Origin of the sequence: Methylophilus sp. (assembly GCF_052173275.1) — a bacterium.
In the GTDB taxonomy this organism is placed as follows: Bacteria; Pseudomonadota; Gammaproteobacteria; order Burkholderiales; family Methylophilaceae; genus Methylophilus.
This window is the reverse complement of the sequence record NZ_JBQMUL010000002.1, coordinates 2,381,112-2,403,137: the sequence shown is the minus strand read 5'-3', so window position 1 is coordinate 2,403,137 and position 22,026 is coordinate 2,381,112. Positions and strand designations below refer to the sequence as shown.

Here is a 22,026-nt window from a genome sequence, read left to right as displayed (position 1 = left end):
TCCCGGTTTACGAATGACGTACTCTGGATTCACCGCTTTTGAAGTGCTCTTGCTTGCCTTTGCCCTTACCAGCGCCGGCGACGATCACCTTGGCACCGTCGCGCAACTTATCCAGCCCACTGACGACTACGCGGTCGCCGGCATTGACACCTTTCAGCACGGCCACGCTATCGCCATCGGCAGGGCCGGTAGTCACAGGCTGCACATGCAGTTTGTCCTGTGCATCTACCAGGTAGACAAAATGCCCCTGGCTGCCATGCTGGATAGCCACTTGCGGCAGCACATTCACCTGTTGCAAGGTATTCAGCAATATCTTGATATTCACAAACTGGTTAGGGAACAAGGCGCTGTCGGCATTGGCAAATTGCGCTTTCAGTTTGATGGTGCCGGTGGCCGGGTCGATCTGGTTATCTAGCGTCAGCAATTTGCCTTCGGCCAGCAAACGGGTATTGCCTTTATCCAGCGCCTGCACCGGCAAGCCATTGACCGAGCGCTGGTCCAGTAAACGACTGATCTCCTGCGCCATGTTCTCCGGCAGGGTGAATGTTACCGCGATCGGCGATATCTGGTTAATCACGGCTACCGTGTCAGCGGTCGTGATATTGTTGCCCGCATCGATCTGCCTGAGACCTATCCTGCCACTGACAGGCGCGATGATTCTGGTATATGCGACCTGCAGTTGCGCGTTTTCTACCGCACCGCTATCAGACAGCACCGTGCCTTTAAATTGCTGCACCAGTGACGCCTGCGCATCGACCTGCTGGCCGGCGATAGAATCCTGTTTTAACAAGGTCTGGTAACGGTCCAGGTCAGCCACCGCGTTAGCCAGCAAGGCTTTGTCTTTGATATGCTGACCCTGTATTTGTGATAGCTGCGCCTCAAACGGCCTGGCGTCTATCCTGGCCAGCACATCTCCGGCCCGGACTAATTGCCCTTCCCTGAAATTGATCGCAGTCAGCTGGCCGTTGACCCGGCTTTTCACGGCCACGGTGGCAAATGAGGTCACTGTGCCCAGCGCCTGGTGATAAACGTGGATGGTGCCTGGCTTGACCTGCTCTACTGAGACGAATAAAGGCTTGCCGCCTTTTTTGCCAGGGGCTTTATCGCCTGGACTCTTATCCGCAGCACTTTTATCCGCTGCTGCCTCTGCTGGCGCCGCAGCGCCCTTTTCCGGATCGTTATTGCGTAGCTCGCTCCAGCCTTTACCGATACCGGCAAATAACAGGACCCCTGCCAGTACGATGAATATTTTTTTCTGCAATCGCATGTGCATCACACTTATTTAGATTTAGAGTTTTTATGATCAGGTTGGCTATCCCACCAATACGTCAGTGCCCATTCTTGCGCGCCGTAATATTTAGGCAGCACCTGCGGGCGTTGTAAGCGATGGTGATAGATCAGGTAATGCTGGGTCAGGTAACGCCAGGGGATCACATAGTGGCTGTGCGCAAGCACGCGATCCAGCGCATGCGCGGCCACTTCCAGCTCGGCCTGGCTATCTGCGTTGAGCAGTTTCTGGATCAGCGCATCGATCACCGGTGATTTCACGCCTATGAAATTCTCCGAGCCAGGCACCTCTGCCGCTTTGCTGTTAAAACTGCGCCACAACTCGGCGCCCGGCATGCGGCCTTCGCGCAGGGCAATGGTCGTATAGTCGTAATCAAAGTTTTTCAACTGGCTGCGTGCCGTGGCCGCATCGGAGACACGCTTGACCACCACAATGCCGAGCTTGCTCATATTCAGGTAGATAGGATCCATATACGGGTTCTGGCCACGGGCGGTGGTCACCTCAATGACAAACGGCTCGCCCTTGGCATTACGCAAAACACCATCGCGGTTATGCCAGCCTGCTTGCGCGAATAGCTCCAGCGCCTTAGTCAGGCTGTTGCGGATGCTGCCGGGCGACTTGGTGTTCGGCTGCTCAAACATGGGGCCGAACACTTCAGGTGGCAATTGCTGGCGGTAAGGTTCGAGGATAGCGAGTTCTTCCGCGCTGGGCAGGCCTTTAGCCGCCAGCGGGCTATAGGCAAAATAGCTGTTCACGCGGTTGAACTCGTTATCAAAAATCTTCTGGTTCATAAACTCAAAGTCCATGGCGTAGTTCAGGGCCAGGCGTACACGCGGGTCCTGAAACTTTTCACGGCGCAAGTTGACGATCCAGCCATTCATAGCCACCGGGTTCTGGTGGGCCACTTTCTCCTTGATCAGTTCGCCTTCGTCAAAACGCTTGCCGATATACTGGCAGCACCAGTAACGCATCTTGTTTTCACTGAGGAAATCAAAATCACCGGCGCGCAACGCGGCCACCATGGTGTCGGTATCTTTATAAATACGGTAGACCACGCGCTCAAAATTATAACTACCCACGCGTGAAGGCACTTGCGCGCCCCAGTATTGCGGGTTTCTGCGGTAAGTCACGGCCTGGCCGCTCACCGCGCGATCAATCAGGTAAGGGCCGGAAGTCACCGGCACTTCGAGGCCTATCTTATTAAATGGCACACGCGTGCCATCGGCTTTTAAGCCCCATTTGGGAGAAAAAATAGGCAAGCTACCGGCGACAAACGACAGGTCACGGCCTTTGCGCTTGAATTCAAAATGCACGGTTTGTGCATCAATCACCGTCAGCGACTTGATCTCAGAGAAATACGCTTTAAAGCGCGGATTGCCTTCTTTATTGGTCAGCGTATCAAATGAATACTTCACCTCTTTGGCGGTGACCGGGTCACCATTGGAGAACCTGGCCAGCGGATTGATATGGAATGTCACGGCACTGAAGTCCGGCGCCAGCTTGATATCATCTGCCAGCAAACCATACTGGGTATTGATTTCATCCAGGCTGTATACCGTCAGCGTCTCAAACATCTGCTCTATCAGGCCAGGCGCCGGTTTGCCCTTGAGGCTGAACGGGTTGAATTTATCAAAGCCGCTGTTCTGGCTGATGATGGCAAACCGGATCTGGCCGCCTTTAGGTGCTGCCGGGTTCACATATTCAAAATTTGTAAAATCCGCCGGGTATTTGGGCTCGCCAAACTGGGCCACGGCATGGGCCGCCAGCGCGCTTTGCCCTGGCCATAAAATGCCAGACACAAAGGATAAAATGATCAGGAGCAACCACGGGTAAGCAGTAGGATTAGCAGATTTATTGTGAGAACGATTAGTCATGAGAATTCACTAAAGAGAAGCTTGTACCAGGGCCTGGGTATAAGGGTGATTGGGTTGCTGGATCACTTGTTCGGTATCGCCGGACTCGATGATCTCGCCATCTTTCAATACATATACGCGATGCGCCAGTGCCTGGATCACGGTGAGATCATGGCTGATCAGCAAATAGCTGAGGCCGAATTTTTTCTGCAATGACACCAGTAATTCCAGCACCTGTTTCTGGATAGACACATCCAGCGCAGAAGTCGGCTCATCCAGAATCACCACTTTGGGTGACAACACAAACGCACGGGCAATGGCGATCCGCTGGCGTTGGCCGCCGGAAAACTCGTGCGGGTAAGAATCCAGTACATTGGCACTTAAACCAACCTCGGACAGGATTTGCACGATGCGTTCATAGCGCTGCTCTGCGCTTAATTGCGGGAAGTGCAGTTCCAGCCCTTCGCCGACAATCTGGCGTACGGTCTGCCGTGGCGAAAGCGAGCCGAACGGATCCTGGAACACCACTTGCAGCCTGGCTCGCAACTCGCGTTGCAGGCGTTTGCTCAGGCTGTATACCGGTGCGCCCTCCACTTCGATCGCGCCTGACTGGACCTTGATCAGGTTGAGCACTGCTTGCGCCAGTGTTGATTTGCCTGAACCCGACTCACCAACGATGCCCACAGTTTCACCTTCACGCAGCACGACATCGGCGCCGTGCAGAGCGGTAAACGCATGTGACTCGAACAGGCCACGCCAGCCTTTTCTTGGCAATGGATACTCCACCCGCAGCTGTTTGGCTTCAAGCAGGGTTTTGGCGTCGCTAGCCACCGGCAACACATTGCGGACCGGGATGCTGTTGATCAGCTTAATGGTATAAGCATGCTTGGGTTGCTCGAACAGCGTCTGCGTATCGGCGGTTTCCACCAGTTTCCCGCGCTCCATCACCGCTACGCGGTGGGCAAACTTGCGCACCAGGTTGAGGTCATGCGTGATCAACAGGATCGCCATGCCCTGCGCGCCGTCTTTGCGCACTTCTTCTTCCTGGATATCGATCAGCAATTTGACGATACGCGCGCGGATAGTTAAATCCAGCGCAGTGGTAGGCTCATCGGCGATCAGCAGTTTGGGTTTGCATGACAAGGCCATGGCGATCATGGCGCGCTGGCGCTGGCCGCCTGATAACTGGTGCGGATAACTATTAATGTTTTTTTCTGGCTGACGGATACCGGTGCGTGTCAGCAGTTCCAGCGTTTTCACCCTGGCTTCAGCGCGCGACAATGCCTGGTGTGCCACCAGCGTTTCAATGATTTGCTCACCGATGGTGAACAGCGGGTTCAACGCTGTCATCGGCTCCTGGAAGATCATGGCGATATCGGCACCGCGCACACGCTGGATCTCCTGTTCGGATTTTTGCAGCAGGTCTTCACCTTTAAAGATGATCTTTCCGCTCAGCTTGGCGGCTTCTACCAGTTTTAAGATAGATAAAGCGGTGACGGTTTTACCCGAGCCGGATTCGCCCACCAGTGCCAGCCGTTCGCCGCTCTGTATGGTCAGGTTGAGCTGCTCAACCACGGTTTTATTCTCAAAACTGGCCGAGAAGTTTTCAATCGATAATAATGGCTGCGTCATTACAGTGCTCCGCCTTGTCTGGCATCAGATATCCTGGTATCCAGCGCATTGCGTAGCGCCTCACCGGTAAACGTCAGTAACAGCAAGGTCAATACCAGCACGCTGAATGCGGAGACCGCAATCCACCACGCATCGAGATTTTCCTTACCCTGTAACAGCAACTGTCCCAGGCTGGGTGCAGGCGCGGTCACGCCCAAGCCCAGAAAGTCCAGGCTGGCCAGTGCCATGATGGCGGCACTCATGCGGAAAGGTAAAAAGGTGATCACCGGCGTCAAACTGTTAGGCAGGATATGCCGCCAGATGATCTGAAAATTGGAAAGCCCCAGCGCCCTGGCTGATTTCACGTACTCCAGCTGACGGTTGCGCAAAAACTCGGCCCGCACATAATCAGACAAAGTGATCCAGCCAAACAGCGCCAGCAGTCCGAACAACAGCAACAGGCTGTGATCAAAAATAGAGGCAAAAATGATCAGCAGGTAAAGCTCGGGCATAGAGCCCCAGATATCGATCAGCCGCTGGGTGAACAGATCGACCTTGCCGGCAAAATAGCCTTGTATGGACCCGAAAAAGATACCCAGTATCACACCCACCACGGTGAGCCCCAACGCAAAGGTCACCGATACCCGGAAGCCATAGATCAGGCGTGCCAGAATGTCATAGCCGGCGATATCGGTGCCCAGCACATTCTCGTCATCGGGCCGCCCGGGATAATGCTCGGCCTTGGAGAAGTAGTTCAGGGTGTCGTAGTAATAAGGGTTAGGCGGATACAGCGCGAAGTTGCCAGACTTGGCTAATTGCGCCTTGATGAACGGGTCATGGTAATCTGCCTTGATCGGCAGGTTACCGCCAAATACTGACTCAGGGTAATCGCTCAGCAAAGGGAAATACCATTGCTTTTCAAAACGCACGACCAGCGGCTTGTCATTGGAAATCACTTCGCCAGCGAGGCTGATGACATACAACACCACAAACACGATCAGGCTCCAGTATCCCAGGCGGTTGCGCTTGAAACGTTGCCAGTTGCGGCGGGCAGGAGAAAGATGGGGGATAACTTGACTCACTTATGACTCCTGAGCATCAAACTTGATTCGAGGGTCAACCAGCACATAGGCAAAATCGCCCAGCAACTTGATCAGCAACCCGATTAAGGTAAACAGGTACAGCGTGCCCAGCACCACCGGGTAATCACGGCTGTTGATTGATTCGTAAGAAAGCAGACCCAGCCCATCGAGGGAGAATAAGGTTTCAATCAGCAGGCTACCGGTAAAGAACGCCGTGATAAAAGTCGCCGGAAAGCCGGTGATCAGCGGTAACAAGGCATTCCTGAACACATGCTTCCATAGCACCTGTCGCTCAGACAAGCCTTTGGCGCGGGCAGTCAGCACATATTGGCGACGGATCTCTTCAAGAAAAGTATTCTTGGTCAGCAGTGTTTTAAAGGCGAAAGTGCTGACCACCGAGGCTGTTACCGGCAAGGTGATATGCCATAAATAATCGGTGATCTTGCCAAACGTGCTTAATTCCGCCCAGTTATCTGAAGTCAGGCCGCGCAAGGGGAACACATCCCAGAATGAGCCGCCACCAAACAAGACAATCAGCAACACCCCTAATACAAAACCGGGGATGGCATAGCCGACCAATACCACCAGGCTGGTGACAAAATCAAAGGTCGTCCCTGCCCGCACCGCCTTGGCCACGCCTAACGGCACGGCAATCAGGTAAGTCAGGGTAAAAGTCCAGAAACCCAGCGCGATCGACACACCTAGTTTGTCTTTAATCAGCTCCAGCACGCTCTGGTTACGGAAATAGCTTTCACCCAGGTCAAACTTCGCATATTGCGTGATCATCTGCCAGTAACGCTCCAGCACTGGCTTATCAAAGCCGTACAGTTCAGTGAGCTGTTCTACCTGCTGCGTGTCTATACCTTGCCTGCCGCTATAGCTCCAGCCGCCCGAACCCGAAGAACCGTCCGTGCCTGAACGGCCATCCTGCGAATCCAGTTGCGCAATCGCACTATCGACCGGGCCGCCGGGCACAAACTGGGTCACCAGAAAGGTTAAGGTCATCACCCCGACCAGGGTGGGGATCATAATCAGGAGGCGCTTTAATAAGTAATGCCACATATTGTTTTATTTTTCAGGTTGATGGATCGGTCTTGCTGGCGAATGACGGCTTGGTACACCTAGGCTTGGCATACCTGGCCTGCATTGCTGCTGGCGTAATACTGCAGATTCCGTACCAACTGTGTAAAAGCGCGGTTTTTTTAAGGTAAATATTATTTAAGTCAATAATATCAATGACTTAATAAAATCACTGCACGATTTACTTAAACAAAAATAGCGGGAGGTCTGATGCGAGAACAACAGCGAGCGCTGGTCGCTGTTGCAGGAAGGACATTTGAGCAAATATTCACCAGTGATCGGGCGGCATGGGATCGGATGTCATGCGCACCTGGCGCAGGGACTACGATATAAGTGAGATTGTCTTTCGCCACTCGGCGAGTTACTTTTCTTTGCTTGCACAAAGAAAACGTAACCAAAAGAAATGCACCCTAGCTTCCGCTTGTTTCCTGCGTTGCTCGTCAACGTGGGCGTCCAACGAAACTCGCCCTGACAAGCCACACACTCCGTAGCTTGTTGCGGAACTCAAACAGGCGCTGGCCGAAGACTCCCACGCTGACTGCGCTACTCGGCGCGTCAGATAGGGGCCCCGGAAAAACACTACGCGGTTGCTTAAGTGAGAACTCTCACATTGATTCCCGCCAAGCCGCTGAAATAAAGCAGAGCAACAAAACCAAACAATAAAACCCAACAAAACAAGTAATTGGTTTGTTGGGTTTTATTGCTTTAGAAGTTAAAGAAGTCCCTTAGCGCCCTGGTCGCAGTGCTCTTAACCAACATTCCATCGTGGTGGTTTTAACCGGGCCCCTATCTGACGCGCCGAGTAGCGCAGTCAAAATAAGAAGGAAGGGAGCGACTGTTTGAGTTCCGCGGTGGCTTGCGTAGTTTGCAAGGCGCTAGGGCGAGTTTCGTTGGACGCCCACTTTAAGTCCTGCAAAGCAACGGACGAAAGTCCTAGGACGAGCAACGCAGGGAAAAAGCGGAAGCTAGGGTGCGCTTTCTTTTGGTGCCTTTTCTTTGGGCACGCAAAGAAAAGGCACTCGCCTAGGGGCGAAAGGCAATCCCTCAATCAGCAGCTGCGCATTTGAGTGAGACACTGCCACTTCTTCTGTAACGCCTTATTGCGCTACCCCAAACCATATCCTGCGTATCAATCCATCCTTCTGCACAAACTGGTGCCAGGCAAAAGCCGCCACATGCACAGCCAACAATCCAGCCAGCACATAGGCGGTGACCCCATGCCAGCCCATGATGGCATGCGCTAACTCTTTATCCACCGCAAATAATGGCTCCCAGTGGAATACAAACAAATTAAAGCCATGATTGAACGAGCTGGCCAGCAGCCCTACCCCTGGCACGACCAGGATCAGGGCATAAATGAAAATATGCGCATAATGGGCTAGCTTCACCTGCAATGGCGAGCCGGGCACATGTTCGGGCACAGCAGAACTGAGCCGCCAGTAGATCCTGAACAGCACCAGCGCGAACACAATCAGGCCGAAGGATTTGTGTGTGTTGTAAATCAGCTTACGCAGCGGTGTTTTCGGCAGATCGGGCATGAAATAGCCCATGACCAGCAGCCCGATGATTAAAATCGCCAATGCCCAGTGCAGCAGGATGGCGGTGTTGTTATAGCGTTGTGGGGTTGCATTCGACATGCATTGATCCTTTATTAAATAGAAGAAACACGAATTAAATAGCTAAGCATTACTACGTTGCACGGGCATTTCTTAATACAGTTGTTTAACAGCGCCGCGTCTGTTGCATGCAATCTCGCTTACCTAGTTATTCCGTGCCTCCTGAAAGCTGAATAATTAATTCTTGTATCTCGGACATTGTTTTAAAGACTTGAAATGCGCCCGCTGCAGCCAATGCCTGTGCAGAGGTGGTGGCTGAGTAGCCGATGACTTTCATACCAGCCGCCACGCCTGCGCTGATACCCGTTGTCGTATCTTCAATCACCAGGCAATCGGCTGGATTTACCCCAAACTGCGCGGCGATCTTCAAATACACATCCGGCGCAGGCTTGGGTTTACCCAGGTCAGCCGCGCTGAAGATGCGTCCTTTAAAATATGACAGCAGCCCGGTTAGGCTGAGCATCTTCTCCACCTTACTGGCTTCACTGTTCGAGGCGACACAATATGGAAGGGTCAACTGTCTGATGACATCCTCCACGCCTGCAATCACCTTGATCTCCGCTGCCAGCGCCGCATCCCGTGCCACTTTGTAGTTGGCTAAAAAATCATTGCCCAGTAACACACCGTACTTCTGGTTAATGCGGGTCAAGCCTTGCTCAAGTGACAGCCCGACATAGCGCTCAAACAATTCGCTGAGTGTAATAGGTACGCCCGCCTGATTGAGCGCTTCCATGAATACCCGGTTCGAAATCGGCTCGCTATCGACTAGCACGCCATCGCAATCGAATATCACAAACGCTATTGCGTGTTTGGCTGTTGATGTCATTATCGGCTATTCGGATTGGCTGGGCGGTTCAACCCGAGGTTATCTCTATAGGTCCCCTGCTGGTACTCCTTGCGGAAAATGCCCCTGCGTTGCAATTCAGGGACAACCAGCCTGGTGAAATCTTCAAAGCCTTGTGGCAGCAATGGCGGCACCACATTAAAACCGTCCGCGCCTTTTTCAACAAACCACTCTTCGATCAGGTCAGCCACTGTGTTTACCGAACCGATGGCTTGCAAATGTCCGCGTGCCACGCGGAATTTAAGAACTAATTGACGGATGGTCAGGTTTTCCCGGCGAGCCAGTTCCAGTTGTTGCAGGAAACGGCCTTTGCCATTTTCAGAAGGCTGGTAAGGTAAATCAGGTAACGGTTCATCAAGCGGATATTGGCTTAGATCATAGCCGCCGAATTCAATATGGCTGAAATCGACAGCAGCTTGCAGCTCGCCAAATTTGTCTTGCGCTTCCTGGTCAGACTTGCCGACGACGACAGAAAGGCCGGGGGAAATCTTCAATTGATCAGGGTCGCGGCCATATTTGGCCATACGCCCTTTGACATCGGCATAGTATTCCTGCGCCACTTTGAGTGAGGTGGCGGAGCAATAAGTCATTTCTGCATGTTGGGCTGCAAATTCCCGGCCGGTATCAGAGTTGCCCGCCTGCACAAACACCGGATAGCCCTGGATAGGCCTTGGAAAATCCAGTAGGCCTTCCGATTTGTAATAAACGCCCTGCTTGTTCACCGGGTGTGCACTTTCGGGCTGGAAATAAACGCCAGTGTGCTGGTCAGGGGTATCAAATGCATCATCATCCCAACTATCCCACAACGCTTTGGTCAGGTCCAGAAACTCTGCCGCCCTGGCGTAACGTTCATCATGCCCGCGTGCGGCAGCGATGCCAAAGTTGTGGGCGGTCGCTTCATTAAACGACGACACGATATTCCAACCGGCACGCCCACCGCTTAAATGGTCCAGCGAGGTGAATTCACGTGCGATGTTGTAGGGGTCAGAAAAGTTGATATTGACGGTGCCGACCAGGCCGATATGTTGCGTATGCGTGGCGATGGCAGACAGCAGGCTCAAAGGCTCAAACTGGTAGCTGAGGCCGCTGCGACCGGTTTGTTTATCCACTGTTGCAGAGCGACCGATAAAATCAGCCAGGAAAAAAGTATGAAACTTGGCGTCTTCAGCCAGCTTGGCGGCGCGCAGCCACCAGGCAAGATTTGGTCTGCCATCGTCCTTAGAGCTAGGGTGGCGCCATCCGGCAGGGTGGTGTCCAAACCGTTGGAAAAAGACATTTAAAATAAGTTGCCGGGGAGTGCTGGCCATGGTTGTTCCTGATGTCTAGTTTTAATTGATATGAGTATTTATGCCAACTGGCTGGATGGTAACAGGTTGATGACGCTGATGACCTGAGCCAGGCGTTCCTGCACAGAGATATCCTGTTCAAGACGCAATACCGGGCAGGCGCGTTTTGCAAGCCAGGCATGATGTTTGCCCAGACTACGGCCTTCGGCGGGCCCTTCATCATATTGGGCCGCCCAGGCTAGAAACTCGGGATTGACGACACCATAGCTGGCGATCTCACGCTGGCGCAGGCGTTCAATGCGAAGCGTGGCCGGGAGGTACAGAAACACGACCAGATCGAATGCATCTTCAATCTCCTGCCCCCAACCCACCACAGAACCAGACACCACGACGTCAGCTACGGACTGTATATCTGCATGCAACAACGCCAGCCGGTCGGCCTGCGCACGTTTTTGCTGGTAAGGCGGCGTGGTGGGTAGCCAGAAATAGTGATCAGCATCCAGATGTCGCGAGGAAAGTGCCTGTGCCAACGCCTGCCCAAGGGTAGTCGTTCCACTGCCTGAAGCACCAGTGATATGCACTTTCATCGGGTTGAAGAAATCGCGTAAAAAACTGAATTTATATGAATCAAGAACCTGTCTTGAGTTTGCCAGCGACAGGCGTATTCGGGTTTTTCGGCCTGTTCAAGCCCAGGTTCTCGCGGTAGGTTTTACCTTCATACTCTTTGCGGAAGATACCACGGCGTTGCAACTCAGGCACCACCAGGCGGGTAAAGTCTTCCAGACCTTTGATGGAATAAGGCGGCACTACATTAAAGCCGTCTGCCCCTTTTTCAACAAACCATTGCTCTATGGTATCGGCCACTGATTTCGCTGAACCGATCGCCTGTAAATGGCCGCGTGCCACGCGGAATTTAAGTACCAGCTGGCGGATGGTCAGGTTTTCACGTCTGGCCAGTTCGAGTTGTTGCTGGAAACGGCCACGGCCATTTTCGCCCGGGTCATAATCCAGGTCAGGCAATGGGCCATCCAATGGGTATTTGGTTAGATCCTGCCCGCCGAATTCCAGCTCGGAGAAATCGACCAGTGCTTGCAACTCACCGTATTTGTCCTGCGCTTCCTGATCCGTTTCGGCGACCACCACATTGAGGCCGGGGGTGATTTTCAACTGGTCTTCGTCACGGCCATATTTCGCCATGCGCGATTTCACATCGGCATAATAAGCTTTGGCAACATCCAGTGACGTCGCGGAGCTGTAAGTCATCTCTGCCTCACGTGCGGCAAACTCACGCCCGGTTTCAGAGTTACCCGCCTGTACAAATACCGGGTAGCCCTGGATAGGTCTTGGGAAATCCAGCAGGCCTTCAGATTTGAAGTATTCGCCTTTGAAATCGACCGGATGGCCGGAAGCCGGGTCATAAAACTGGCCGCTCTGACGGTTAGGGTGATCGAAAGCATCGTCGTCCCAGCTATCCCACAGCGCTTTGGTCAGCTGGATGAATTCACTGGCACGCTCGTAGCGTTCCTCATGGGTGATCGGCGCCTCGATACCAAAGTTCTTGGCTGTCACCGGGTTAAGCGATGACACCACGTTCCAGCCGGCACGGCCGCCACTCAGATGGTCCAGCGAAGTGAACTGGCGTGCAACATTGTATGGGTCAGAAAAATTGGTATTCACCGTTGCCACCAGGCCAATATCCTTGGTTTGTGCAGCAATGGCTGACAGCAAGGTGAACGGTTCAAAATGAAAGTTGTTCGGATTTTTCACCGATTGTTTATCGATCACGCCCGAACGGCCGATAAAATCAGCCACAAAAAAAGTATCAAACTTAGCCGCCTCGGCAATTTTAGCCGCACGTATCCACCATTGCAGATCAGGACGCCCGTTTTCAGTCCAGGTCGGGTGTAACCAGCCCGCCGGATGGTGTCCATAACGTAACAAAAATACGTTCAGGGCTAATTGTCTTTTTTTGCTTTGACTCATCATCAACACTTTCAATAAAAAGTCGGGCGCAAGAAAAACTTGCCCCGACATAAGGTAAAAACTTCACCAACCTATGGCGTTAAGCTGCCTTTTGCTTGTCTTCAGACTTCAGCAGATCAGCAATAAAACGGCCAGTGTATTGCTTGGCTTTTTCTACCAGGCCAGTGCGCTTCCATTGCACTTCCAGTGCGCCAGGCGTGTAGTCTTTGGCACCGCCGACTTGTTCAGCCAGTGACTGGAAGCGTGCCGCTTCTTCGATCAGCAACACCAGTTGTGAGGTGCCGATAATGCCTTTGCCCCAAATATTGGCGCCGCCGTTGGATTCCAGCAGGGCTGGCGGTGGTGCCAGTTCAGGATGGTTATCCAGACGCTCGGAAATAATGGACAGGATACTGCGGGTACGATCCAGGTGATTAGGGATCTCGCGTGCCAGCAAATGACGTTGTGCAGCCACGTACAGGATAGGGAAATTGATTTGCGCCAATGACCATGCCGCCAGGTAAGGCGTGTGCGCATGAATCACGGTATCCGCATCCACACGCGCTTCGTGCAGGATATGGTCTTTCTTTTCAGAGAAAGTATCGATGCTGATCACCGGGTCACGTGATCTCTCCCATGGCCATGGGAAACGGATGTTCAGCAGTTTGTCCTGGCCAGGGATCTTATGCGTGATGTGATAAGTCCAGGTGGCAGACAAGGTGCCGGTTTCTTTCAAAAAGTTGAAGGAATGCAAAGCATCGGCCTTGGCCTGCTCCACATATTTCACTAATTCTGCTTCGGTAAAAGTATCGCTCATGATCAGTCTCCTGTTTTAAGGTGGTTATGCAGCTTGCGCTGCCGCAAAAACGGTAAATTCGGGTTGTTGCTTGACCAGTTGTGCTGCCCTGGCCAACGGTGCCGGGTCTATCCAGTCCTGGATATCAAAATCCTGTTTCACATAGCCCCAGTCACGCAGGAAGTTCTTCTGGATCTCCAGCCCTTTGACATACTGGTTGCTCAGCGCAGGCGTAAATGACAGATGTACATTGGCGCCGTGAGATGCAATGACTTCGGCTTCACTGCTACTCTGGTTTTCGGGTGCCAGCAACTGCACCACTTCTTGCGGATGGGTGGCTGCCCAGGCAGCGGTCCGTAACAATACGGCCAGGTAGCGGTCAACCACATCCGGGTGTTTCTGCAGGAAAGCGCGGTCTACCGTGACCGGGCGGGGCGTGCCATTATTGACGCGTACAAACGGGTCATGGTGCTCATTGATATTGATCAGCTGGCGGTAGCCCGGAGTATTCGCCAGGCGCACACCGCGGGCAAAACGGACAAAAATCGCATCGACGCGGCCATCATTCAGTGCGTCGAGTTCCACATGCTTGTAGTCAGAGCGCTCGCGTCTTGGGCCGTCAGTCAGATCATAACTTGGCGCAGCGATATCTACCCATTTGGCATCGGCAGGTACCAGGCCATGCAACTCAAACGTAGTCGCAAACCCATGCTGGGCAGCGCCGCGCTGGAAATCAATCACCGCATCTGCATGGTTAGGGATACCGACACGCTTGCCTTTAAGGTCAGCAATGGAATGAATGCCGCTGTCTTCGCGCACAATAATGCCCTGGTATTCATCCAGCCAGGTAATGCCCACCACCACGGTATCGTGGCCCTGGCCTTTGGCCCAGATAGGCGGGATGTTGCCGCCTTCCCTGAACATGCCGGACTGCTTGTGGTGGAAATGCGAATTCCGGACTTCCAGGCTTTCGGAATCGCGCAATGAATGCAACTGCGTGCCATTGCCCGCGAACTCCTGCTGCAACCATTGCTGACGGATAGCCAGTGCGGAAGCCGTGGCCGCGCCGCAGCGGGTGTACCACAAATTGACTGCCTGATTCGAGACTGAAGAATGTTGACTCATACCCTACCCCTTTGATCTTGCCTGAATGTGAACTGTATAAACAACAATACATTGGCAAACGGCATGCCAACTCTGATTGCGGGCTTTCCGCCCACGCCAGGGCAGCTGGTATGTGATTGATATTTAATGGATATTACTGACTAACTAGCCTTTGTTTTGAGTGAGATCCTAAGTGCATGCATCAACATCCCGCTGCTGGTCTGGCAACAGCAAGCGCCTTTTTTGTTGCTGCTGCAACAAAAAACCTGGCAAACAGGCTGGTATGCGATTTGCTCGCAAGATGACTTCCATTTCATCCATCTCAATCACAGAAAGCATCGCCATGCCCGCGCTTACAGAAAACACCCTGAAACAACTCTTCACCGAAGCACACACTGAACATCACTTTAGTGACGCCATAGTTTCAGATGACGTCATCCACCAGTTATATGAATTAGCCAAACTTGGCCCGACCGGCTTTAACGCACAACCAGCCAGATACCTGTTTATTCGCAGCCAGGCGCAAAAGGAGAGACTGGTCGCGCACGTGTCTTCGGCTAATCGCGAGAAAACCCTGGCAGCACCTGTCAACCTGATCGTGGCCTATGACACACAGTTTCATCACGAGTTGACCGAGCAGTTCCCCGCTTATGATGCACGCAGCTTCTTTGAGAAATCCCCGGCATGGATAGAACCGACCGCTAAACTGAATGCGGCACTGCAAGCCGGCTACCTGATTATCGCGGCGCGGGCGCTGGGATTATCGGTGGGCCCGATGTCAGGTTTCAACCCTGACCAGATCGATGCGACCTTTTTTGCAGATGGCCAATACAAGGCTTTTTTGCTGCTGAATATCGGCTACCTTGACCAAACATCTACGCAGAAACGCGGGCCGAGATTGTCGTTTGAAAAAGCCGTAAACATTTCTTAAAAGTGTTTATTCAGCAACATTCCGGCAAAACAGTTATCCCGTGTAATGTTGCTGACAAAACAATTCGCCATTTTCAAACTTTTGCCGATAGATTTAAAAACACAATTAAAATCATATAGTTAACAAACTATTTTCCGATTGGCATGATTCGTGCCCTTGAGCTTGCAACACTTTTATAAGTGCTTCATCTCAAACTCAAGGGAACATTATGAAAAGAACGACTCACAGTATCGGCGCAGAACAGCCGAGAAATCTATGGAAATTAAGAACGGTTAAAGTCGCCGTGCTGAGTGCCTTTGCAGGGTCACTGGCACTGAACCCGGCCTGGGCTGCCGAAGAGGAAAAAGTCGTTGAAGGCCAGGAAGCGCAAGTTTCAGAAACTGCGGGCAACGGTGAAACCAAGAAGCCTGCTGAAGAAACCCAGGCACAGGAATCTTCACTCGGTAGTGTGACCGTGACAGCAAACAGACGTAAAGAAAACGCGCAGAAAATCGCCACACCTATCACTGTGCTGAAAGGTAAAGATTTGCTGCAACAAGGCGTAGGCCGCTCATCACAGGAAATCTTTAACTATGTACCTAACGCGACTGCGGTGGGTCAACAGCATGGTCGTCCACGCTGGTGGATCCGTGGTATCGGTGCCGGGCAGCAACAACAGGATTTGGCCAGCCCGATTGGTTTCTACCTGGATGATGTGTATATCAGTAACGCAAACGCGACTGGTTTCCCGCTGTTTGACCTGGAGCGTGTAGAAGTACTGCGCGGCCCTCAAGGCACAAAATACGGCAAGAACACTACCGGTGGTGCCGTGAATATCATCTCGCAAAAACCTTCCTTGAAAGAAGGCAAAACCGATGATTACGTGAAAGCAGAATATGCTACTTTCAACGACAAGATCCTGCAGGGCGGCGTCAACATTCCGCTGATCGAAGACAGATTGGGTGCCCGTATCTCTTTCTACAACGAAGATACCGATGGCCGTTTCCGCAACCTGTTCAAAGGCACTAAAGACGGTGGCTTGCAAGATGGCGCATTGCGCGGCCAATTGCTGGGCAAGATCTCTGATGACTTTGAAGCCTTGCTGAATGTGCATTACCGCAAATATAAAACCGACGGTGCCATCACTAACACCAACAGCTACAGAGCCGATGGCGTATTGCGTGCCAACTACAGACCTAGCACAGGCTATAACGATGTCAGCACCAACGCCGATAACTGGACTGATTCTTCACAAACAGGCGCTAACCTGAACCTGAAATGGAATGTGGGCAAATATGCATTCACCTCTATCACAGGTTTCGAAGGCTTCAAGAATGAAGGTTTAAGTGATGGTGATAACTCACCACTTGAGTTTTCACGCAGCCATACAGATAGTCAATCACGCCAGGTATCACAAGAGTTCCGCATTACTTCACCACGTGAGGACCAATGGAACTGGTTGGGTGGCGTGCATCTGTTTAAAGAGACACTGGACTTATCTAGTCAGAACGCAAAATTGCCAGCTACCCAGGTTGCAAACTCAAATGCTACTGACTCCGGTACAGCCGTCAATTTCAACGAAACAAATTTGAAACATGAAACAACAAGTTTCTCAATATTTGGTAACACCACTTACAACTGGACTGATGACTTTGCAACTTCAGCAGGTTTGAGCTGGAGTCGTGAGAAAAAAGACTATGACTTGAATCGCAGAGGTACACCTAACGGCGGCATTAACGGTAGTTTCACAAACTTAGGTCAGTGGTGGAATTCATTTGTTCCAGTGACTGGAGTACCTGGAGTAGGGTTTAGCGCACCAGGTTCACTAGCCTCAGGCACATTCAACACAAGTGATTCAGCTACCTGGAATCGCTGGAGTTATGATTTCACACCTGAATACAAATTAAGCCCGAGTGACCGTGTGTTCTTCAAATACGCACATGGTATCAAATCAGGCGGTTTCAACACGGCTGCAACCAACCTGGCTGCTGTGAATACAGTGAAGCCGGAGGAACTGGATTCTTACGAAGTGGGTTATAAGTCTGAGTGGCTGGCTGGTCGCCTGAACTTTAACGCAACAGCGTTCTACTATGACTACCAGGATGCACAGGTAAACGTGGTGGGCTTTAACGCGCTGGCAGGCCAGACCGTTTCATACCTGCAAAACGTAGACAAGGCTAAAACCTACGGCCTAGAACTGGAGATCCAGGCATTGCCAACCAATGACTGGTTTATCAGTGGCAGCCTGGGTTTATTGAGCACCAAATTTGAAGATGCCGAGATCCTGAACAATGGTGGTAACTTCGATGGCAACCGTCTGGTACGCTCACCTAACGTCACAGCCAACATCTTGACCAACTACACGTTCCACGTTGATAACGGCGCCAAAGTAGTCCTGGGTGGTGATGCACGTTATGTTTCACAGCAATACTACTATGTGACACCACAAGGTGTTGATGCCAATGGCGTGAACCGTACCGGTTTGGAACAAGGTGGTTTCACCATCGTGAATGCACGTATCTCATATGTCACACCAGGCAACAAGTACACGCTGACTGCGTATGCGAACAACCTGTTCGACAAAGAGTACCTGCAACACTCAACTCCATCCTATAACGCCGGCCAGGGTATCTTTGGTGACAACATCATCCAAGGTGGCGTAAGAGTGGTTGGTGCTTCATTCACCGCTGCATTCTGATCGTTTTACCCTAGTGATAGCGCCAGAGCACCTCGTGTGTTCTGGCGTTTTTTGATATTGACCATTCTTAAAGGAGCGCCTGTTGAAGTCCTACATAGAGACCGAAATCGAGGGGCAGACGCAAGCCGCGTCACGCTTTGCTCATTTCCAGCGCACACACCCACTCATACGATGCCTGACACTGTACGCGTACATGCCATGGCAATTCAGCATCACCGCCCTGCTCTTCATCCTGGTGAATGCCGGCATGGCCTGGCAGTTATGGCTGGTTGGTCAGGTGATCCAATCGATCCATATCGGTGAATTCATTACGCGTAATGCCCAGGGCATACTCGATTTTTCTAACGCCCGCTATTGGCTCACACTGTTGATCGGCGTGGCTATTGGCCGGGCGGTATTGCAATACATAGGCGGCGTGATGTCGCTGATCATCGGCCAGGAGTTACTGTACATATTGCGTGAGCGCATTCTGTACCAGGTACAACGGCTGGACCTGGCCTATCACTGGCAACACGGCATAGGCGAGATCGTGACGCGCACCACCCGCGATGCCGACAAAGTGCGCGATGCGCTGATCAACTTCTGGCGCCAGGTATTTGAAGCCACGATATGGGTATTGATCTCGGTCACCGTGCTGAGCATTTACCACCCACTGATAGGCATAGGCACACTGCTGCTGGTCGTCGCCGGCATGCTGTTGTTTATCAAACACACCAATGCCCTGGTGTTGCTGGACCGTGAAGTGGGCAATGCCTATGACCAGGTCAACCAGGAACTCAGTGAAGGAGTGAACGGCATCCGCGTGATCAAGGCATTTGGTCTGGAAACACAGCGCACGCTGCACTTCACCGGCCTGGTGAATACCTTTGTCACGCATGCCCGCGCAGCATTGGCATACGCCGCAAAAAGAATCCCCTTACCGCAGATTGTGATCGGTTTTAGCCAAGTATGGATTTTAGCGCTGGGCGCTTACCTGGTCAGCAAAGGCGCACTGAATGTAGGCCAGCTGGTGGCTGCACTATTGATCGCCAACGCACTGGTGTTCAGGGTCGAAGGCATAGGCCGGGTCATGCAGGTGTTTGCTGACGCGCGCGCCTCCGCCGCCAGGATCTGGGAACTGCTGGATGAACAACCGAAAATCCTGTCCGGCAAGGTAGAGATACAACCGCAGGCACTGGGCTTTCGTTTACTCGATATCACCACCAAAGCACCCAACAGCGACAAAGCCATTCTCCAGCATTGCAGCCTGGAAGTCAGCCCCGGCGAAACCATCGCCATCGTGGGAGCTACCGGTGCCGGTAAAAGCTCGCTGGCAGGCTTGCTACCCCGCTTGCTGGATGCCGCGAAAGGCAGTGTAGAAGTCGGTTCAGCATGGGCTGGCTGGCACGATGTCAAAACGCTGGACCTGCATCAGTTACGCAAACTGGTGCATGTAGTGCCGCAGGAAAGTTTTTTGTTTTCTGACACGCTGGCTGCCAACTTACGCCTGGCAAAACCGGACGCGACAGATGAAGAGCTGCTAGCCGCGCTACACCTGGCCGCTGCTGACGAAGTATTGGAGAAACTCAGCGATGGTCTGCACACCAAAATTGGTGACCGCGGCATCACCCTGTCTGGCGGACAACGCCAGCGCATCAGCCTGGCGAGGGCATTTTTGTCTGAGCCTTCTATCCTGGTGCTGGATGATTCCACCAGTGCGCTGGATGCGATCACCGAACGCACGGTGCTGGACAATATCCGCCATTTGCGCGAGCACACCGGTAAAAACATCACCGTGCTGATCATCGCCAGCAAACTTTCTACCATTTTGCTGGCCGACCGTGTCGCCATGCTTTCGGAAGGAAAGATTGTGGCAGAAGGCACGCATGACACATTAATCAAGGCGCATTTTGCATATCGCGATCTGGTAGGAGTTCAACATGGCTGAAAAGTTAAGACAAGAACGCGCACTCAATGATATTGAGCTCGAGCAGGCGCTCGCTAAAAAAAGCCTGGACCGCAATATGTTCTGGCGTTTGCTGCCGCTGCTAAAACAGGTGTGGGGGCAAGTCACCACCGTCATCCTGCTCGAAGCGGTGCTGGTGGGCGTGATTTTCATCCGGCCCTGGTTTTTGCGCGAGGTGATAGACGATGGTTTTATCCAGACCGCGCAAGGTGTCCTGCTCAACACGCCTTTGCTCACCTGGATGAGCATAGGCATGGCCGTGAGCTGGGTGGTACGTTTCGGTATTTCCGGCTTATCGCAATACCTGTCCGGCAGCGCAGCGGTGCATATCCTCAACAGCTTACGTGTACAAGTGTTTGCGCACCTGCAGCACCTGAGCATGCGCTATTTTGACCAGACCAAAGCCGGACGCATCATTTCGCGTGCTGACCGCGATATCGATGCCCTGGAACCACTGCTGATCCAGGGGCCGCCAGAGCTGTTATCTGCCCTGCTGCGCTTTGTGGTGGCCGCCGTTGCCCTGTGGTGGATATCGCCCAAACTGTTACTGGCACTGGCCAGCATCGTCCCGGCGCTGTTTGCCGCCACCTGGCTATTTAAACGTATCTCGGAAAAAAACTGGGCCAAAGTGGCTGAAGCCCGGGCACGCTTTACCGCACACCTGGTAGAAACCGTCTCTGGCGTACGCATCATCAAGCAAACCGTGACCGAAGCCGATAACGCGCACCGTTACCGCAGCTTGTTGCATGACTTCAACACCACGCTGATCAAAGGCAATATCCGCACCAGCTGGTTCCTGCCTTTCACCCAGATATTGAGCACCGTCGGCATGGCTTTTTTGCTGGGTACCGGCGCGTTAGGTATTGTCGAACAGGAATTAACCGTCGGCCAGATTGCGCAAAGCCTGTTTTACGTGCAATTGTTCCTAGGCCCGCTGCAAGAGTTGAATGACTTGTTTGAACGCTATTCCACCGGCGCATCTTCAGCGCAGCGTATCTTTTTGCTGCTGGATACCGAGCCGGAGATCATAGACCCGCCACAACCACAATTACCGCCGGTCAGCGGCCATGTCGCGTTTAACAATGTGCATTTCAAGTACAACCCGGATGCGGCCAAGCTGGTGATCCAGGGGCTTAATCTTGAGATTCCGGCCGGCCAGGTATTGGCAATCGTCGGCCCCACCGGTCATGGCAAAAGTACTATCGTCCAGTTGTTGACACGCTTTTATGAGGTGAATGAGGGCGAAGTGCTGGTCGATGGCGTGAACGTCAAAGATTACCAGCAAACCCTGCTACGCCGTAAGGTTGGCCTGGTGTTGCAGGATAATGTGCTGTTCAGCGGCAGCGTGCTCGATAACCTGCGCCTGGCCGCGCCTGAGGCTTCAGATGAAACACTGATACAAGCGGTGAAAGAACTGGGCGCCGATGAAATCCTGGAAAGATTGCCGCAAGGCTATTACACCGAAGTCGGCCCGTTAGGCGCTTTCCTGAGCCATGGGCAGCGGCAACTGGTGTGCATCGTCAGGGCTTATCTGGCTGACCCGGCCATCCTGGTGCTGGACGAAGCCACTTCTGCGGTCGACCTGCACACCGAAAGAAAGATCCAGAATGCGTTCCGGCGACTGAGCGAAGGCCGCACCGCCATTATCATCGCCCACAGGCTGTCGACTATCCGTGATGCCGATGCGATTGCTGTGATCCGGGATGGCCAGATTGTTGAAAAAGGCTCGCACAACGAACTGATCGCTCTGGATGGCCATTATTCGGGATTATATAAAGCGTATCAGGAAGCCTCTGAAGCCAGCGTGACTGCCTGATGCTGGCAGAACAACAGTTGCCCGGCGACGGATGTTGCTGGGCAAACAAAAAACTGGCGTACAGGAATGAAAAAATAGCCTATCTCATTGATTATTAATAATTAAAAAGACTGGCATGCTTCCTGCAATACAGCT

Annotated in this window: 16 protein-coding genes; 4 read left to right on the top strand and 12 right to left on the bottom strand. The window is 52.6% G+C overall.

The genetic code is table 11. The features are described 5' to 3' along the window. Positions 1–7: 7 nt before the first annotated feature. From ACTS9Y_RS12695 to ACTS9Y_RS12640, 12 genes are all read right to left on the bottom strand, one after another. Positions 8–1,267, bottom strand: a complete 1,260-nt coding sequence (locus ACTS9Y_RS12695) for an efflux RND transporter periplasmic adaptor subunit (RefSeq protein ID WP_442586294.1) — start codon at positions 1,265–1,267, stop codon at positions 8–10. An 11-nt stretch (positions 1,268–1,278) separates the two neighbouring features. Beyond that, positions 1,279–3,162 (bottom strand): extracellular solute-binding protein, encoded by a 1,884-nt coding sequence (locus ACTS9Y_RS12690; protein WP_442586293.1) that lies wholly within the window; start codon positions 3,160–3,162, stop codon positions 1,279–1,281. 9 nt (positions 3,163–3,171) lie between these two features. Further along, complete coding sequence (locus tag ACTS9Y_RS12685) at positions 3,172–4,773, bottom strand: ABC transporter ATP-binding protein (RefSeq protein WP_442586292.1); 1,602 nt, start codon at positions 4,771–4,773, stop codon at positions 3,172–3,174. Further along, on the bottom strand, positions 4,773–5,834 hold the full coding sequence (locus ACTS9Y_RS12680) for an ABC transporter permease (protein WP_442586291.1): 1,062 nt from the start codon (positions 5,832–5,834) through the stop codon (positions 4,773–4,775). The genes ACTS9Y_RS12685 and ACTS9Y_RS12680 overlap by 1 nt, the downstream gene beginning before the upstream one ends. Further along, positions 5,835–6,896 carry a microcin C ABC transporter permease YejB gene (locus ACTS9Y_RS12675; RefSeq protein ID WP_442586290.1) on the bottom strand — a complete coding sequence of 354 codons (1,062 nt, stop codon included), beginning with the start codon at positions 6,894–6,896 and terminating at the stop codon, positions 5,835–5,837. Between the two features lie 1,115 nt (positions 6,897–8,011). Beyond that, positions 8,012–8,551 (bottom strand): cytochrome b, encoded by a 540-nt coding sequence (locus tag ACTS9Y_RS12670; protein WP_442586289.1) that lies wholly within the window; start codon positions 8,549–8,551, stop codon positions 8,012–8,014. A gap of 127 nt (positions 8,552–8,678) precedes the next feature. Then, complete coding sequence (locus ACTS9Y_RS12665; protein ID WP_442586288.1) at positions 8,679–9,356, bottom strand: HAD family hydrolase; 678 nt, start codon at positions 9,354–9,356, stop codon at positions 8,679–8,681. Continuing rightward, complete coding sequence (locus ACTS9Y_RS12660) at positions 9,356–10,681, bottom strand: LLM class flavin-dependent oxidoreductase (RefSeq protein WP_442586287.1); 1,326 nt, start codon at positions 10,679–10,681, stop codon at positions 9,356–9,358. The genes ACTS9Y_RS12665 and ACTS9Y_RS12660 overlap by 1 nt, the downstream gene beginning before the upstream one ends. 38 nt (positions 10,682–10,719) lie before the next feature. Next, positions 10,720–11,247 carry an AAA family ATPase gene (locus ACTS9Y_RS12655; RefSeq protein WP_442586286.1) on the bottom strand — a complete coding sequence of 176 codons (528 nt, stop codon included), beginning with the start codon at positions 11,245–11,247 and terminating at the stop codon, positions 10,720–10,722. A gap of 40 nt (positions 11,248–11,287) precedes the next feature. Next, positions 11,288–12,643, bottom strand: a complete 1,356-nt coding sequence (locus ACTS9Y_RS12650; protein WP_442586285.1) for an LLM class flavin-dependent oxidoreductase — start codon at positions 12,641–12,643, stop codon at positions 11,288–11,290. A 79-nt stretch (positions 12,644–12,722) separates the two neighbouring features. Beyond that, positions 12,723–13,439 (bottom strand): class II aldolase/adducin family protein, encoded by a 717-nt coding sequence (locus ACTS9Y_RS12645; RefSeq protein ID WP_442586284.1) that lies wholly within the window; start codon positions 13,437–13,439, stop codon positions 12,723–12,725. Positions 13,440–13,463: 24 nt separating this feature from the next. Further along, positions 13,464–14,543: an ABC transporter substrate-binding protein gene (locus tag ACTS9Y_RS12640; RefSeq protein ID WP_442586283.1), complete on the bottom strand. Its 1,080-nt coding sequence runs from the start codon at positions 14,541–14,543 to the stop codon at positions 13,464–13,466. 262 nt (positions 14,544–14,805) lie between these two features. On the opposite strand from ACTS9Y_RS12640, the gene ACTS9Y_RS12635 reads away from it, so the two are divergent. From ACTS9Y_RS12635 to ACTS9Y_RS12620, 4 genes are all read left to right on the top strand, one after another. Then, entirely contained in the window at positions 14,806–15,453 is a 648-nt protein-coding gene (locus ACTS9Y_RS12635) for a malonic semialdehyde reductase (protein ID WP_442586282.1), read from the top strand. A gap of 208 nt (positions 15,454–15,661) precedes the next feature. Then, positions 15,662–18,130, top strand: a complete 2,469-nt coding sequence (locus ACTS9Y_RS12630; RefSeq protein WP_442586281.1) for a TonB-dependent receptor — start codon at positions 15,662–15,664, stop codon at positions 18,128–18,130. Positions 18,131–18,212: 82 nt separating this feature from the next. Then, positions 18,213–20,057 carry an ABC transporter ATP-binding protein gene (locus tag ACTS9Y_RS12625; RefSeq protein ID WP_442586280.1) on the top strand — a complete coding sequence of 615 codons (1,845 nt, stop codon included), beginning with the start codon at positions 18,213–18,215 and terminating at the stop codon, positions 20,055–20,057. Continuing rightward, a complete protein-coding gene (locus ACTS9Y_RS12620) occupies positions 20,050–21,891 on the top strand; it encodes an ABC transporter ATP-binding protein (protein WP_442586279.1) in 1,842 nt (613 codons plus the stop codon). Before ACTS9Y_RS12625 ends, ACTS9Y_RS12620 begins: the two co-directional genes overlap by 8 nt. The last annotated feature ends 135 nt before the right edge of the window (positions 21,892–22,026 follow it).

Bases quoted from the DNA above. Each gene is read 5' to 3' on its own strand.
- ACTS9Y_RS12620 (WP_442586279.1), top strand. From the start codon at position 20,050: ATGGCTGAAAAGTTAAGACAAGAACGCGCACTCAATGATATTGAGCTC.
- ACTS9Y_RS12640 (WP_442586283.1), bottom strand. From the start codon at position 14,543: ATGAGTCAACATTCTTCAGTCTCGAATCAGGCAGTCAATTTGTGGTAC.
- ACTS9Y_RS12645 (WP_442586284.1), bottom strand. From the start codon at position 13,439: ATGAGCGATACTTTTACCGAAGCAGAATTAGTGAAATATGTGGAGCAG.
- ACTS9Y_RS12635 (WP_442586282.1), top strand. From the start codon at position 14,806: ATGCGATTTGCTCGCAAGATGACTTCCATTTCATCCATCTCAATCACA.
- ACTS9Y_RS12685 (WP_442586292.1), bottom strand. From the start codon at position 4,773: ATGACGCAGCCATTATTATCGATTGAAAACTTCTCGGCCAGTTTTGAG.
- ACTS9Y_RS12670 (WP_442586289.1), bottom strand. From the start codon at position 8,551: ATGTCGAATGCAACCCCACAACGCTATAACAACACCGCCATCCTGCTG.
- ACTS9Y_RS12690 (WP_442586293.1), bottom strand. From the start codon at position 3,162: ATGACTAATCGTTCTCACAATAAATCTGCTAATCCTACTGCTTACCCG.
- ACTS9Y_RS12630 (WP_442586281.1), top strand. From the start codon at position 15,662: ATGAAAAGAACGACTCACAGTATCGGCGCAGAACAGCCGAGAAATCTA.
- ACTS9Y_RS12665 (WP_442586288.1), bottom strand. From the start codon at position 9,356: ATGACATCAACAGCCAAACACGCAATAGCGTTTGTGATATTCGATTGC.
- ACTS9Y_RS12660 (WP_442586287.1), bottom strand. From the start codon at position 10,681: ATGGCCAGCACTCCCCGGCAACTTATTTTAAATGTCTTTTTCCAACGG.
- ACTS9Y_RS12655 (WP_442586286.1), bottom strand. From the start codon at position 11,247: ATGAAAGTGCATATCACTGGTGCTTCAGGCAGTGGAACGACTACCCTT.
- ACTS9Y_RS12695 (WP_442586294.1), bottom strand. From the start codon at position 1,267: ATGCGATTGCAGAAAAAAATATTCATCGTACTGGCAGGGGTCCTGTTA.
- ACTS9Y_RS12675 (WP_442586290.1), bottom strand. From the start codon at position 6,896: ATGTGGCATTACTTATTAAAGCGCCTCCTGATTATGATCCCCACCCTG.
- ACTS9Y_RS12650 (WP_442586285.1), bottom strand. From the start codon at position 12,643: ATGAGTCAAAGCAAAAAAAGACAATTAGCCCTGAACGTATTTTTGTTA.